General features: G+C 56.8%; 17 protein-coding genes. 13 read left to right on the top strand and 4 right to left on the bottom strand.

Features of this window, described 5'->3' with window-relative positions:
- Positions 1 to 7 precede the first annotated feature (7 nt).
- The 9 genes from hisD (at position 8) to LCM21_RS14515 (ending at position 8719) form a co-directional block, all read left to right on the top strand.
- The gene (gene hisD / locus LCM21_RS14555) at positions 8 to 1339 is read left to right on the top strand and encodes a histidinol dehydrogenase (RefSeq protein WP_224891254.1); all 1332 of its coding nucleotides are present in this window, start codon (positions 8 to 10) and stop codon (positions 1337 to 1339) included.
- A complete protein-coding gene (locus LCM21_RS14550; RefSeq protein WP_224891253.1) occupies positions 1336 to 2388 on the top strand; it encodes an ester cyclase in 1053 nt (350 codons plus the stop codon). Before hisD ends, LCM21_RS14550 begins: the two co-directional genes overlap by 4 nt.
- Complete coding sequence (locus LCM21_RS14545) at positions 2388 to 3152, top strand: SDR family NAD(P)-dependent oxidoreductase (protein WP_224891252.1); 765 nt, start codon at positions 2388 to 2390, stop codon at positions 3150 to 3152. The genes LCM21_RS14550 and LCM21_RS14545 overlap by 1 nt, the downstream gene beginning before the upstream one ends.
- Complete coding sequence (locus LCM21_RS14540; RefSeq protein ID WP_068340866.1) at positions 3152 to 4195, top strand: LacI family DNA-binding transcriptional regulator; 1044 nt, start codon at positions 3152 to 3154, stop codon at positions 4193 to 4195. The genes LCM21_RS14545 and LCM21_RS14540 overlap by 1 nt, the downstream gene beginning before the upstream one ends.
- Positions 4192 to 5181, top strand: coding sequence for a nuclear transport factor 2 family protein (locus LCM21_RS14535; protein WP_224891251.1), 990 nt, complete (start codon positions 4192 to 4194; stop codon positions 5179 to 5181). Before LCM21_RS14540 ends, LCM21_RS14535 begins: the two co-directional genes overlap by 4 nt.
- A gap of 152 nt (positions 5182 to 5333) precedes the next feature.
- Entirely contained in the window at positions 5334 to 6293 is a 960-nt protein-coding gene (locus LCM21_RS14530; protein WP_224891250.1) for a cupin domain-containing protein, read from the top strand.
- Entirely contained in the window at positions 6290 to 6892 is a 603-nt protein-coding gene (locus LCM21_RS14525) for a class I SAM-dependent DNA methyltransferase (protein ID WP_224891249.1), read from the top strand. Before LCM21_RS14530 ends, LCM21_RS14525 begins: the two co-directional genes overlap by 4 nt.
- A gap of 10 nt (positions 6893 to 6902) precedes the next feature.
- The gene (locus LCM21_RS14520; RefSeq protein WP_224891248.1) at positions 6903 to 8027 is read left to right on the top strand and encodes a cobalamin-independent methionine synthase II family protein; all 1125 of its coding nucleotides are present in this window, start codon (positions 6903 to 6905) and stop codon (positions 8025 to 8027) included.
- Complete coding sequence (locus LCM21_RS14515; RefSeq protein ID WP_224891247.1) at positions 8024 to 8719, top strand: alpha/beta fold hydrolase; 696 nt, start codon at positions 8024 to 8026, stop codon at positions 8717 to 8719. Before LCM21_RS14520 ends, LCM21_RS14515 begins: the two co-directional genes overlap by 4 nt.
- 201 nt (positions 8720 to 8920) lie before the next feature.
- Here the strand turns inward: LCM21_RS14515 and LCM21_RS14510 are convergent, their stop codons facing one another.
- From LCM21_RS14510 to LCM21_RS14500, 3 genes are all read right to left on the bottom strand, one after another.
- On the bottom strand, positions 8921 to 9433 hold the full coding sequence (locus LCM21_RS14510) for a hypothetical protein (RefSeq protein ID WP_224891246.1): 513 nt from the start codon (positions 9431 to 9433) through the stop codon (positions 8921 to 8923).
- Positions 9434 to 9527: 94 nt separating this feature from the next.
- Positions 9528 to 10004: a plastocyanin/azurin family copper-binding protein gene (locus LCM21_RS14505; RefSeq protein ID WP_224891245.1), complete on the bottom strand. Its 477-nt coding sequence runs from the start codon at positions 10002 to 10004 to the stop codon at positions 9528 to 9530.
- A gap of 221 nt (positions 10005 to 10225) precedes the next feature.
- Positions 10226 to 11110, bottom strand: a complete 885-nt coding sequence (locus LCM21_RS14500) for a LysR family transcriptional regulator (RefSeq protein ID WP_224891244.1) — start codon at positions 11108 to 11110, stop codon at positions 10226 to 10228.
- A gap of 253 nt (positions 11111 to 11363) precedes the next feature.
- Here LCM21_RS14500 and LCM21_RS14495 point away from each other — a divergent pair, with 253 nt between their 5' ends.
- The 3 genes from LCM21_RS14495 to LCM21_RS14485 all read left to right on the top strand — a co-directional run bounded on the left by LCM21_RS14495 (position 11364) and on the right by LCM21_RS14485 (position 12527).
- Positions 11364 to 11612 carry an EF-hand domain-containing protein gene (locus LCM21_RS14495; RefSeq protein WP_224891243.1) on the top strand — a complete coding sequence of 83 codons (249 nt, stop codon included), beginning with the start codon at positions 11364 to 11366 and terminating at the stop codon, positions 11610 to 11612.
- A gap of 18 nt (positions 11613 to 11630) precedes the next feature.
- Positions 11631 to 11996: a hypothetical protein gene (locus tag LCM21_RS14490; RefSeq protein ID WP_224891242.1), complete on the top strand. Its 366-nt coding sequence runs from the start codon at positions 11631 to 11633 to the stop codon at positions 11994 to 11996.
- An 81-nt stretch (positions 11997 to 12077) separates the two neighbouring features.
- On the top strand, positions 12078 to 12527 hold the full coding sequence (locus LCM21_RS14485; RefSeq protein WP_224891241.1) for a CBS domain-containing protein: 450 nt from the start codon (positions 12078 to 12080) through the stop codon (positions 12525 to 12527).
- A gap of 105 nt (positions 12528 to 12632) precedes the next feature.
- Here LCM21_RS14485 and LCM21_RS14480 read toward each other — a convergent pair whose 3' ends face one another.
- Entirely contained in the window at positions 12633 to 12803 is a 171-nt protein-coding gene (locus tag LCM21_RS14480; RefSeq protein ID WP_224891240.1) for a hypothetical protein, read from the bottom strand.
- Between the two features lie 270 nt (positions 12804 to 13073).
- On the opposite strand from LCM21_RS14480, the gene LCM21_RS14475 reads away from it, so the two are divergent.
- A complete protein-coding gene (locus LCM21_RS14475; protein WP_224891239.1) occupies positions 13074 to 13574 on the top strand; it encodes a Dps family protein in 501 nt (166 codons plus the stop codon).
- The last annotated feature ends 312 nt before the right edge of the window (positions 13575 to 13886 follow it).

The following is a 13886-nucleotide window of genomic DNA, read 5'->3' as shown; positions in this document are numbered from 1 at the left end:
TGGAAACATGACAATCAAGTATCTGAAACGCGGGAAGTCTGACGCTGACCGGGCCGAGGATGACGCCAAGACACGGGCCGTTGTTGAGGCCACGCTGAAAGACATCGAAACCCGTGGCGATGCCGCCGTGCGTGAACTGAGCGAGAAGTTTGACAACTATTCCCCGACCTCGTTCCGGCTGTCGAAGCAGGAGATCGACGATCTCATTGGTCAACTGACTGACCGTGAATTGGCTGATATCAAGTTCGCGCAGGAACAGGTGCGAAACTTTGCGCAGGCCCAGCGCGACTCGATGCTGGATATCGAGGTTGAGACATTGCCCGGTGTCATTCTGGGCCACAAGAATATCCCGGTTCAGTCGGTCGGATGCTACGTGCCTGGCGGCAAGTTCCCGATGGTGGCCTCGGCGCATATGTCGGTGGCGACGGCCTCGGTCGCGGGTGTGCCCCGGATCATTGCTTGCACGCCTCCGTTCAACGGCAAGCCCAACCCAGCGGTAATTGCGGCCATGCATCTGGGCGGGGCGCATGAGATTTATGTCATGGGCGGTATTCAGGCCATCGGTGCTATGGCAATTGGGACCGAGACGATCGACCCCGTTCACATGCTGGTCGGCCCCGGCAACGCCTTCGTGGCCGAAGCCAAGCGTCAACTGTTCGGCCGTGTCGGTATCGACCTGTTTGCTGGTCCGACCGAAACAATGGTGATTGCCGACGAGACCGCTGCGGATGCGGAACTCTGCGCAACCGACCTTCTGGGTCAGGCTGAGCATGGCTATAACAGCCCCTGCGTGCTGCTGACCAATTCGCGCAAACTGGCCGAGGACACCATGGCCGAGGTCGATCGCCTGCTTGGCATCCTGCCAACGGCTGGCACTGCAAAAGTGTCATGGGACGAGTATGGCGAAGTGATCGTCTGCGATACCTATGACGAGATGTTGCATGTCGCCGATGACATCGCGTCCGAGCATGTTCAGGTTATGACTGACCGCGATGACTGGTTCCTGGAAAACATGACCTGCTACGGCGCGTTGTTCCTTGGTCCGCGCACCAATGTCTCGAACGGGGACAAGGTGATCGGAACAAACCATACCCTTCCAACGAAGAAAGCCGGGCGCTATACCGGCGGGCTTTGGGTAGGCAAGTACCTCAAGACGCACAGCTATCAGAAAGTGCTGACGGATGAGGCGGCGACGCTGATCGGCGAATATGGCTCGCGCTTGTGCATGCTGGAAGGTTTCGTTGGCCATGCCGAGCAATGCAATGTTCGCGTGCGCAGATATGGCGGCATCAATGTCCCCTATGGCAAACCCGCACCCTATCGGGATGCTGCTGAATGAGTGACGCGCATACCCAACACAAGGCTCTGATCGCACCGCTTAGGGCCGCGATGTACGATTTTTCCGAGGCTGGTGTTCGCAAGGCGCTGGCTGATGTTACCGCTGAGAATGCCGTGTTCCACCTTTGCCATCCTTTAGGGGACAGCGTTGGCGGCGAAGCATTTTATGACCGCGCCTACAAGGATCTCCTGGAAGCCTGGCCCGATCTCGAACGGCGCGACTACATCGTCATGGCCGGACCGGATGAAGATGGCGCCGATTGGGTCGGCTGCGGGGGTTACTATACCGGTACTTTCACGGGTCAGTGGCTTGATATTCCGCCAACCGGTCATCAAGTGACCATGCGGTTCCACGAATTCTTTCGGTTCGTGGACGGCAAGGTTGTTGAGGTTCAGGCGCTTTGGGACATTCCTGAGGTCATGATGCAGGCAAACGCCTGGCCGATGGCCCCCAGCCTTGGTCATGAATGGCATGTGCCCGGACCGGCGACACAGGACGGTTTTGTACCCGGTCCCTATGATGCGGCCAAGGGCAAGGCGACCTGTCAGCACATCATCGACATGCTGGAACACCTGAAAAAGCACCCGTCGCAAGGTGGACCCGAAGTTATGGAGATGGAGCATTTCTGGCACCCGCGGATGAACTGGTACGGCCCGTCTGGGATCGGGACCGGGCGCGGCTATGCTGGGTTTCGTAACTGGCACCAGATACCGTTCCTGAACGGTATGCCGGATCGCGGGCAGTACGTGGATGACATCACCTATCACTTCTTCGGCGATGGCGAATACGCGGCGGTGACTGGCTGGCCCAATATGATCCAGACGGTGACGCATGATGGTTGGCTGGGGATCGCACCTTCCGGCAAAAAGATCACCATGCGCAGCCTCGACTTCTGGCGGCTGGAAAACGGCCGCATTCGCGAAAACTGGGTTCTGGTTGATCTTCTTGATGCGTATCGGCAGCTTGGCGTTGACGTCTTTGCCCGTCTGCGGGAATTCAACAAGGCCCGGAATCTGGGCCGTATTGAAACGCCTGATGGAATGAGCTGATGACTGACCTGCCCCGTACTCCTTCGTTTTCGCTAAAGGGTAAAACCGCCCTTGTAACTGGAGCGTCCTCGGGGATCGGGCAGGGCTGTGCCGTGGCGCTGGCCGAGGCCGGCGCCCACGTGGTCTGTGCCGCGCGGGGTGCCGACCGCCTGGCTGACACCGTTTCCGCGTTGCAGGGGCAGGGCTGGTCAGCCGAAGCCGCGGTCTTGGATCAGGGTGACCTGGATGCTCTGAAACACCTGTTCGAAGACCGCGCCTTTGATGTCGTTGTGAACTCTGCCGGAACCGCGCGCCACAGCCCGGCGGTTGAGACGACGCTCGAGGATTTCGACGCCGTCACCGATGTAAACCTGCGATCCGCCTATTTCCTGTCGGCCTATGCAGCCAAAGCATTGATGGTCGCGGGCAAACCGGGGTCGATCATTCACATCTCAAGCCAAATGGGTCACGTGGGCGGTGTTGACCGGGCGCTCTACTGCGCAACCAAACACGGTTTGGAAGGCATGGTCAAAGCCATGGCGATCGAATGGGGCAAGCAGCGCGTTCGGATCAACACAATCTGCCCGACCTTTATTCGCACGCCACTGACCCAATCGACTTTTGAAAATCCGGAGCGGGCCGCCTGGATACTTGAGAAAATCAAGCTGGACCGGGTGGGTGAGGTTGAAGACATCATGGGTGCGGTCACATACCTTGCCTCGGACGCCTCGGCACTTGTCACCGGGACTTCGATGCTGATTGACGGCGGGTGGACGGCGGACTGATGCCCGAGAAAGTCACCTCTCTTCAAGTTGCGCAGCTGGCCGGTGTTAGTCAGTCGGCGGTCAGCCGGGTGTTTACCCCCGGTGCGTCGGTCAGCAAAAAGACCGAAGAGAAGGTGCGCGAGGCCGCGGCAAAACTGGGCTATCGCCCTAACGTTCTGGCGCGGGCGATGGTGTCTGGCAAAAGCCGCATCATCGGCTTGGTGGTCGGGTATCTGGACAATTACTTTTATCCCGAAGCGCTTGAGAAGCTTTCGAATGCCCTGCAAGAGCGGGGCTACCACGTTTTGATTTTCATGGCTTCACGCTCGGCCGGGAATATCGACGATGTGATGGACGAGATCCTTGATTATCAGGTGGACGGGGTCATTCTGGCCTCGGTCCCAATGTCATCGGACATTGCCATGCGCTGCCAGCAGGCGGGCGTTCCTGTGGTTCTGTTCAACCGTAGTCAGGATATTGAGGGGATCACCACCGTCACGTCCGACAACTATGCGGGTGGTCGCAAAGTGGCCGAGTTCCTGGTGGCGGGGGGCCATGAACGGATTGCTTACATCGCAGGTTGGCAAGGCGCCTCGACCCAGCGTGACCGCGAGGCCGGATTTCGCGCGGCGCTGAACGCGGCCGGGCATGACCTGTTTGCCCATGACGTGGGTGAGTTTCACACCGAAAACGCCCGCGCCGCCGCGCGCAGGATGTTCGATGTGGACCCCAACAAAAGACCGGATGCCGTATTTGTTGCCAACGACCATATGGCCCTGGCGGTGATGGATGTGATCCGTTTTGAACTTGGCCTGCGCGTGCCCGAGGACGTCTCGGTCGTGGGTTATGATGACGTGCCGCCCGCCGGGTGGCCCGCCTATAACCTGACGACAATCCGGCAGCGGGCCAACATGATGGTGGCCGAAACCGTGGCCGCACTTTTTGAACATATCGACTCCCCCGCGACGATCGAGCCGCGCAAGGTGGCCATTGATGGGCCATTGGTCGTGCGGACCTCGGCCCGGTTGCCAAAGGGGTGGACACCACAAAGGACAGAGACATGAAAGGCTTCGATCCGAAGTTCCGGGATTTTCCGGATTACATCATCGGTATCACCAAGGAAATCTGGGAAGACCGGGGTATAGCCACACTGCATGACTATTACAGCGAGGATATCGTTGTACGGTCGCCCGCGTCGGTGGTCGTGGGCAACCAGAATGTAATCGGCGCAACCATGGCGACGCTGGCCGAGTTTCCTGACCGGCAGCTTCTGGGCGAGGATGTGATTTGGTCTGGTACGCCCGAAGACGGAATGCTGAGCTCTCACCGGATCATCTCGACCGCGACGCATCTGGCCGAGGGTGTGTATGGCAGGCCAACCGGCACCAAGCTGCGCTACCGGATTCTGGCGGATTGCCATGCCATCGACAATCAGATCAACGATGAATGGCTGATCCGAGATCAGGGTGCCATCGTGCGGCAGATGGGTTGGGACCCCAAGGAATATGCCGCGGACCTGATCGCGCGCGAAGGTGGGTCGGAGAACTGCGTCAAACCGCTGACGCCCGAAACCGATAGACCTGGACCCTATAAGGGCACTGGCAACGACAATGAATGGGGTCAGCGCTATGCCGATATACTGATCCGGATCATGAGCGCCGATATGCGCGTGATCGAGGCCGAGTATGACCGCGCCGTGCAGTCCGAATATGTCGGCGGTGTCACGGGCCACGGGTGGGACTCGGTAGACCGGTTCTGGATGGGCCTGCGCGCCAGCTTCCCCAATGCCGAATTTAAAATCGAACACCAGATCGGTCGCGACGATCCGAACATGGCCCCTCGTGCCGCTGTGCGCTGGAGCTTGTGGGGCAAGCATGACGGGTGGGGTGTTTTTGGTGCGCCGACTGGTACTCAGGTCTATGTTCTGGGCATCAGCCATGCCGAGTTCGGCGAGTTGATCACGGGCCACCCGCAATTGCGCCGTGAATACACGTTGTTTGACGAAACCTCGGTCTGGAAACAGATTCTGCTGCAAGGCGGAGAGGGCTGAGTGACCGCGACAGTATCATCTCTGAACGCCAGTCAGGCGGCGCGGCGACATCATTCGCATCGCGCGTCGCTGCGCGCGCGGCGTCTGAACAATCGTCCTCCGGGGGTGGGAATTGATCCCAACACACCCCTCAATCCCAAGGAGACACAGTCATGAGCACCATTCAACAACGCATCGTCCGCTATGGCGAATTGCAGCCCTGTAAAACCGCCTTTATCGATGCGCATACGCCGGGCAGCGATCAAAAGGAAAACTTCACCATTATCGGTGGTGGCGTGTCGGAATCGCCGGATCAGCACGTGCATATTACCGACAAGATCGGCTTTAACATCGGTGCGGCGGGTCAGCCGCCGAAATGCCGCAACTCGCTGCACAGCCACACCACGGCCGAGGTGTTTTTCGTTGCCAAAGGCCGCTGGCGGTTTTTCTGGGGCCGCTATGGGACGGCGGGTGAGTTCATTGCTGAAGAGGGCGACATTTTCAACATTCCTACCGGCATCTTCCGTGGTTTCGAAAATGTGGGTCAGGACTATGGGATGATCATGTCGATCCTTGGTGGCGATGATGCGGGCGGGGGTGTCACATGGGCGCCGCAGGTGATCCAAGACGCGCAGGCGCATGGTCTGATGCTGGGTGACAATGGCGTCTTGTACGACAGCAAGAAGGGTCAGGAACTGCCGCACAATGTCCGCCCGATGCCCGTGCTGACGGAAGAAGAGTTGAAAAACTATCCCGAGGTTCCAGTCGATGCCGTGGTTGGCAAATACGTGGCCCGATACTGGGACCTGATGGCGCTGGCAGCAGACAAACCGGCGCTGGTGATCGGCGAAACCGGCCTTATCAAAGACAAACCGGGTTTTGAGGTTGATTTCCTGACCCGTGGCTCGTCCGTCACCGAAGCGGTCAAGGCCGATAAGCCAGTGGTTCTGATGCCAGCCAGTGGCCATTGGCGCATCTCTGTCGACGGGTACGAGACGGTATTGTCCAACGGTGATACCGCGCTGGTCATGCCGGGCGAGGCATACAGCGTAGCGCCCTCCATGACCGGGCAGGCAGGTCTGTATCGGATCACGGCAACCGACGATCCCGCCGGGGCCACCTGGGCCGGATGACGCTTGATCCCGACAATACCCGCGCCGTCTATGACCGGCAGGCCAGAACCTATGATGAGCAACGCTCGCGGGTTCTGTTCGAAGCGCGCTGGCTTGCGCGCTTCACCGCCAGTCTGAAACCCGGTGATCACGTTCTGGATCTGGGCTGCGGCACGGGCGAACCCATCGCGCGCTGGTTCATGGCCGAGGGGTTCACTGTCACCGGCGTTGATTTCTCGGACGCCATGCTAGAGATTGCCCAAAGCCGTTGGCCCGATTGCGATTGGCGGCAGGCGGATATGCGCGATTTTGAGTTGAACCAGACCTTTGATGGGATCATCGCCTGGAACAGCTTTTTCCACCTGACGGCTGATGAGCAGACAAGCTGTATCGCACGAATGTCACGCCATCTGCGTTCGGGCGGTATGCTGATGCTGACCGTAGGCCCAAGTGCCGGTGAGGAACACGGCACAGTCGGCGGTGAGGCGGTGTATCACGCGTCCCTTTCGCCCGCAGGCTATGCGACTTGTCTTGAGGAAAACGGGATGATTATGACCGGCTTTCTGGCAAAAGATCCGGAAACCCAAAGCCATACAGTTCTGATGGCGCGCAAGATATAACGGAGGGGCCATGCCTGTAAAAACAACACATGTCGGGTCTTTGCCACGCTCGCAAGAGGTGGTCGATTTTATCTTTGCCCGCGAACGTGAAGAGCCTTTCGATCAGGCCGCTTTTGACGCGAGCATGTCGAAAGCCGTTTCCGAGACTGTGCGCAAACAGGTTGAGGCGGGCGTGGACATCGTCAGTGATGGCGAGACCTCAAAGATATCCTACGCCACCTATGTCAAGGATCGCTATACTGGGTTTTCAGGCGACAGCCCGCGCAATGCTCCGGCTGATCTGAAGATGTTCCCCGGCTTTCTGAAACGGCTGGCCGATGACGGTGGCACACCTAAATACGCGCGGCCACAATGCACGGGCGAGGTGCGCTCGAAAGGGCAGGGAGAGCTTGAGAAGGATATCGCCAACCTCAAGGCTGCCATGGCGCAGCACGGGGCCGAGCGCGGGTTCATGAACGCGGCATCTCCGGGCGTGATTTCGCTTTTCCTGCAAAATGATTTCTACCCAACGCGTGAGGCTTATCTGGCCGCGTTGGCGGATGCGATGAAGGATGAATACGAAACCATCGTGGCCGCCGGTCTGGATATCCAATTGGATTGTCCCGACCTTGCCCTGTCACGCCATATGCTGTTCACCGATCTGACAGACGAGGAATTCGTCAAGATCGCGGATATGCATGTCGAGGCGCTGAACCATGCGTTGCAGAATGTACCGCAGGATCGGGTGCGGGTGCATATCTGTTGGGGAAACTACGAAGGCCCGCATTGCTGCGATATCGCCATGGAGAAGGTGTTCTCGACGCTGATGAACACCAAATCTCGCTATGTGTTGTTCGAAACCTCGAACCCGCGCCATGCGCATGAATGGACGGTGTTCCGTGACCGCAAGGGTGAGATTCCCGACGACAAGGTTCTGGTTCCCGGTGTCGTCGACACCACGACGAACTTTGTCGAGCATCCCGAACTGGTGGCGCAGCGGATTGAACGGTTCACCGATATCGTCGGCGCTGACCGGGTTATCGCAGGCAGTGATTGCGGTTTTGGCACCTTCGCGGGCTTTGGTGCGGTTGATCCGGACATCGCTTATGCCAAGCTGACAGCATTGTCCGAGGGCGCAAAGCTGGCCCGGGCATGACTCCGCTGGTTCTTTTACCCGGAATGATGTGCGACGCGCGGTTGTTTCAGCCGCAGATCGCCGCACTGTCGGGTTCGCGGCCATTGATGACCTTTCCACTTTCGGCGCAGGACAGCGTGCAGGCCATGGCGGCCGAAGTTTTGTCCAATGCGCCCCCGGTTTTCGCGCTGGCGGGTCTCTCCATGGGTGGCATCGTGGCGATGGAGGTGGTGCGGCAGGCACCAGAGCGGGTTGAACGGTTGGCCCTGCTGGACACCAACCCGCTGGCCGAAAAGACGCAGGTCAAGGCGCGTCGCGGGCCGCTGATGGCTGCGGTGAAGGCGGGCCAACTGCGCCAGGTGATGCGGGATGAGATGAAGCCCAATTACCTGGCCGATGGCCCCGACCGGGGTGCCATCCTTGACCTGTGCATGGCCATGGCGATGAATCTTGGCGCCGATGTATTCCTGCGCCAATCCCGCGCTTTGATGGATCGCCCCGACCAGAGTGAGACCTTGAAAGCCTATACCGGTCCCGCACTGGTTCTGTGCGGGCGCGAGGATGGCCTGTGCCCGGTCGAGCGGCACAGGTTGATGCATGAATTGCTGCCAAACAGCTCATTGGAAATCATCGAAGAGGCCGGGCACCTGCCTACTTTGGAAAAACCCGATGATACGACAGCAGCCCTGATCCGGTGGTTAGAGGCCATATGATACGACCGTTGCGCAGGGTAAGTGCTTCTCTGCTTGCGAACTTTGTCAATTGTATTGCACTGATCTTTGCATCAAGCGGTACCCCGCGCGAAAAATCGCAGAGATCTCATGCTCTGAGAGGTGACCGTCACCTTACAGAAGGCCCGACGCGGCGTGCACGTCGGACTTTGGATATAGCTGTTTAGGGATATGCTGGCTTCATCAGGCGCGCTGTGTGGCTTTGCGCCCGTATTTGTTGCCGCGCAGAAGCATGAATGCTGACAGACCCAACGCCATGACCTGAAGGTCAGCAATTGTAAGCGCACCCCAGTAAAAATAAATGATTACCCCGGTAACAGCCGCCACACCTGCAAAGCCGCCAAGACGGGTCAGGGCATCGCCAGCAAGCCGGAACTTACCCAGTTGCGGTCTGAACGTTTCGATTACACCACCCACGATCAGTGCGGCAGCGCCAAAAATTTCCGCAAATGCGGCAAGGATGTACAATGCAGCCGGTACGCCAAAATCCCCCGGTGACGTGAACACGGACGGAAACTTTTGTTGGCCGTAGTAGAACAGTAGCCCCGCAAGTGGGATGCGGATTGTCCAGTGCGCGATGCGATCACTCCAATCGAATCCGGGCACACGGCCCTTGCGCCGCCCAATCGTGTAGACCACTTGTGCAAGTCCCTGACGTTTCGATGTGTTTGAGTTTACCGTCATGTCGCTCGGCATGTCATTCCTTCCTTGTGTTGCTGATAACTGCTTTGGGTTCTCCGTCCATCGTTCAGCAGGACCTGTGCGTCCCGCTGCCATTTGTGCCGTTTCTTTAGCTGCTTTGATCAGTGCTGCTTTCGTCGGAGGTGATCAAAGACTTTGCTTCTTCCACCAGTGCCTCAAGCTTATCGCCACCTTTTCCGGGCACGCGTGCGTTCAGGATGTCATCGGCATTTGAGAGGTCATCCCCGACTACAACCAATGCGACCATACCCATGGCCTGATGCGGCAAGCACACAACAGCAGTAAGGCCGGTTTTTGTTACTTCGTACTCAATTGCCTGGTTCACGCGTCCTCGGAACGGTTCCTGTCCTTCGGGAAGCGCGTCTTTTACGGATTGAGCGTTGTGTGACTTGTCAGTTGGAACGAAACGGATAATGTCACCGACTTCGGCACGGATCAGTTCCTGGCTGAAGATCATTCGGTCTCCGTCCTCGTTCTTGTTCAACATCTCGATCTCGATGATGTCAGCAAGCGCAGGTGCGGCAGATGCCACACTGAGTGCAATAGCGAGCAATGTCGTTTTCATAGCGGTCTCTCGATTATTGATCTGACAGCAGATAGCGAGCGCTGTTGAGAAGTCCGGTGAGGAACCGAAAATAGCGACGGTTTAGCGCACCAAGGGGAGCAGACGCACACAGGCAGGTTTCGATTGGACGTATCTGCCCCATGTCCAAATGATGGATTAAAGGCCGCAGGATTTGCCCCATGTGGCAGGTGATCTTTGTGCTTCGAACATATCAGAGGTTCTTAATTACCGATCTGCCGTCCCCTACGTGGTGCGGTTTCAACGGCTTTTGCAGCGTTGAGAAGCCGTCTTGCGGCTTGCCCCGGAAATCCTTCTTCCTCGCCCTCGTCGAATACCGCGTAGGCAGCATATGCAAATCGGGGCGCTTCCTCGATCAGGCTTAACCAGCCTTCACTCAGTGCCGGTTCAACAACACGCCGCGGAAAATAACCGGCCGAGGGCACAGACCTCAGGTACTGAAGGCCAAGTGTACCAATCCCCAATTGCAGGCGTGGCGCATCAAGTTCGGGAAAATTCAGCAAATGGTCAGCCCGGAATTCCGGACCCCAATCTATCAGAACGTATGCTTCACCCAGCTCGGTGGGCAGTGCATGTGGTCCACTACTCACCAGGACAAACTCATCCTGAAAAAGTTGAAGGGCAGAGAGGCCGGAGGCTTTGCGAGGGCGGTACATGATAGCAAGGTCAAGGCCGCCCTCTGAAATCTCGCGCGACAGGGTTTGAGGGGACGCAGCCGATGCCCGTATCGCGACATCTGGCAGTGCTGCCATTAGATCGGGTAGGGCCTCGATGAGGTACCCGTCCCAAAGGCTGGGAGCGGCCCCGATTTCTAGCGCGGCGGCCATTGTCACGGGCAGGCCCGCATCCAGTTTTGCCTGCGTCCAGGTACGCACAAGGACCTGAGCATGTTTCAAAAAATGCCGCCCTGCCGGTGTTAGGGTTGCGCCCGATTTGCCACGTTCAAAGACCGCCTGTCCCAGCTGTTGCTCGAGCGTTCGAATGCGCATACTGACCGTCGATTGCGTAACATGCACCTTGTTTGCCGCATCAAAAAAGGTGCCTGTTTCAACAACGGCCAGAAATGTTCGGGCAAGCTCAATATCCAAGGTTCACCTATTTGAATATCCGATATTATCGACGAAATAAATTCGTTATTCAATACGATACGACTGTGGCATAGTGCCGGCGTAGCGCAAAAGTGCCCCCACAGATCGGAACACCAATCAACGGAGTTCATTTTGTAGTGGAGATTCCGGGCTGCGGAGCGGTTGCAACCTGAACACCCGGTTATGCACCGACACCAGCGTGCTACACCAACCCTGAAACGGGCAAGCTGCCCATGTTTCCCGGAGACCAAAAATGGGTCGAGTTTCAATTGTTACTCTGCTCTCACCACTGTTCGCGCTGCCTGCGTTCGCCGTACCTGCCGATCCCGATATGGATGGCGACGGGCTTGCGTCTTTGGCAGAGCTGCAGACGAAGTATCCTCAGATAACCGAGGATATTTTCCTTGATATAGACGCGAACGCAGATGGTTTCATCAACGAAGTCGAATTGTTGGCCGCCGTTGAGGCCGACCTTCTGCCTGCGTCCATTACCGATCAGTAAGCCAGGGGCGATCAAGCTATGAGAAAGCCAATCCCACCCTACAGGTGGATGCTTGCAGCGTTGGGTATCTGGTTGGTCATGTCTCCATTTCTTCTGTTCAGCCAAGAGGTTCTGCTACGGGGCTTGGCTGATCGGGAAATGCTTGTTTTCATGACCTTCGGATTTGGCATCCTGCTCATTTGCAGCAGAGCTACCCAAGGCCACCTTTTCATGCGGGTGGCTCCGGTCGTGGCGACAGGGGGTGTTTTGATTGCGATGCCAATGGTTCTGGGTTTCACCGGACACCATATGGCTGCGGCCAATGCGTGGGTGTCCGGTTCGGTTCTGATTGTGCTTGCCGCGTGGGAGGCGTTGGTGAGCCAAAAACGGTACATGATCGTTTAGAATGACACGGGGCGCGGGATGTCGTCCCGTGTTATTCTGAAATGGTGCCATGAACCGAGAACTCTCAAATGAGGCATAGCCATGACCATCGCCAGCATAGTTGACGCGCAGAAATTCAAGCGTCGCCCCTTCTGTGATACCGACACAACCGTTTTTGATGCAGCCGTGACGATGGCCCTTCTCGAAGTCAACGCGTTGGCTGTTATTGAGGATGGGCAACTGGCCGGAATTATCACGGATCATGATATCCTTCTGTGCCTTGCGGATTCCGGCTCGTCTTTTTACGAGCAAACCGTAAATGATTGGATGACCGAAAACCCGGTTGCCTGTCCGACTGGCGCTAAGCTGTCCACCGCTCTAAACTTGATGGCCAAGCACGAGGTCCGCAATCTTGTAATTACGAGGCGCGGTGACCCGTTGACCGTGGTGAGCAGCAAGGAAATCCTTGCGCGCATCCATGAAGAGGATGAGCTTGAACTGGCGGTGCTCAGGGGCATGGCTCGCAAACCCTCGGATCGGCCAAACGCCTGAAATTAAGGCGATACGCAATTATTAATGAAGGTCAGTGAACGGCCCGTTGACCAGTTTTCAGCTTTTGAGAAAACAGTCGGCGAGGGTCAGGCAAAACGTTTTGCCTTATTCATCCGTAACACGGAACTCACCAGACGCCGCATCGGTCGGAGGTTCATCAAACTCCTGCGAGATGAGCCCTCTGCGGATAAGCTCGCGAATTGCGGCTGCTCTGGATGGCAAACGGTTTTCAAACCGCCAGTCATCGATCGCTTTCAGCTCTTCCAAGTCTAGCATCAGCTGGAGTTTTTCAGTTCTTTTCGGCGGCCGGGATTGGTCAGACACTGAAACACCCTCAATTACATACGTCACTTACTCCAAATATGTATGACAGGGCATCTCCATTTCTACAACCGCATGCGTCAGCGCTGTTCGACATCTTGTTCATGGCGCCTCATGAACCTGGGTGGCTGATGGCGTATACGTCTGTTAAGCATATGTTTTTATTTGATTTTAATATAATCCACATCCATGTTGACGACAGCTGGTCAACAAAAAGGATTGAATATGACGTATCAAGTTCTGAAACCCGAAGCGCAAGACCAAACCCACGATACGGGCATCGGCAAAAACACTTGGATCGCCAATGCCGTCACTGAAGTGCTGGCCGACAGCATGCTGCTGATGGTGAAAACCCAAGGGTGCCATTGGAATGTCGTAGGTCCGCTGTTTTTACCGATACATGAGCTGACCGAGCGTCAGTATCGTGACCTTTTTGAGGCGGTCGACGAATTGGCGGAACGTATCCGCGCCTTGGGTCATATTGCGCCGATTTCATTCACGGACATGATAAGCCAAGCGACGTTGGCGGAAGAAGAGACCGTAAAGGACGCGCATGGAATGATAAAGCAGTTGATTGCCGATAACGAAAGAATTGTGCGCAACCTGCGGGAAACGGCGGCACTTGCATCACGGCACGGCGACGGAGCGACCGAAGACCTGATGAATGCGCGCATGGTCAAACATGAAGAGGCGGTTTGGATGCTGAAAGCTGTCGTGGCATCCTGACGTTGCGCCGTTCGGTATACAGAAAGTGTTCGCAATCTAGTTGGTTAGAACACGAGCAATTTCACAGTTGAAAAGCTATCTAGATCGCGCGCACGACAGTCTCTCACCGCCTTTTAAGCGGTGAGAAGACCACCTGGGCACTATTTGTCGGCAATTTCAGGTCTTGCCTTTCATTGACCTGGTGCTGCTTTTGCAAAGGTCAGACTGAGAATAGGACATTCACGGACTTCCGACGTATACCTACGCACTTTGCACTTTGGTCCCTACAACGCATCAAAATCGGAAAACCTTCTGGCTCATCGCGTATCATTC

This window comes from Ruegeria profundi (assembly GCF_020171505.1).
Lineage (GTDB): Bacteria > Pseudomonadota > Alphaproteobacteria > Rhodobacterales > Rhodobacteraceae > Ruegeria > Ruegeria profundi.
The sequence above is the reverse complement of the archived record's forward strand: the minus strand, read 5'-3'. Positions and strand labels throughout refer to the sequence as shown.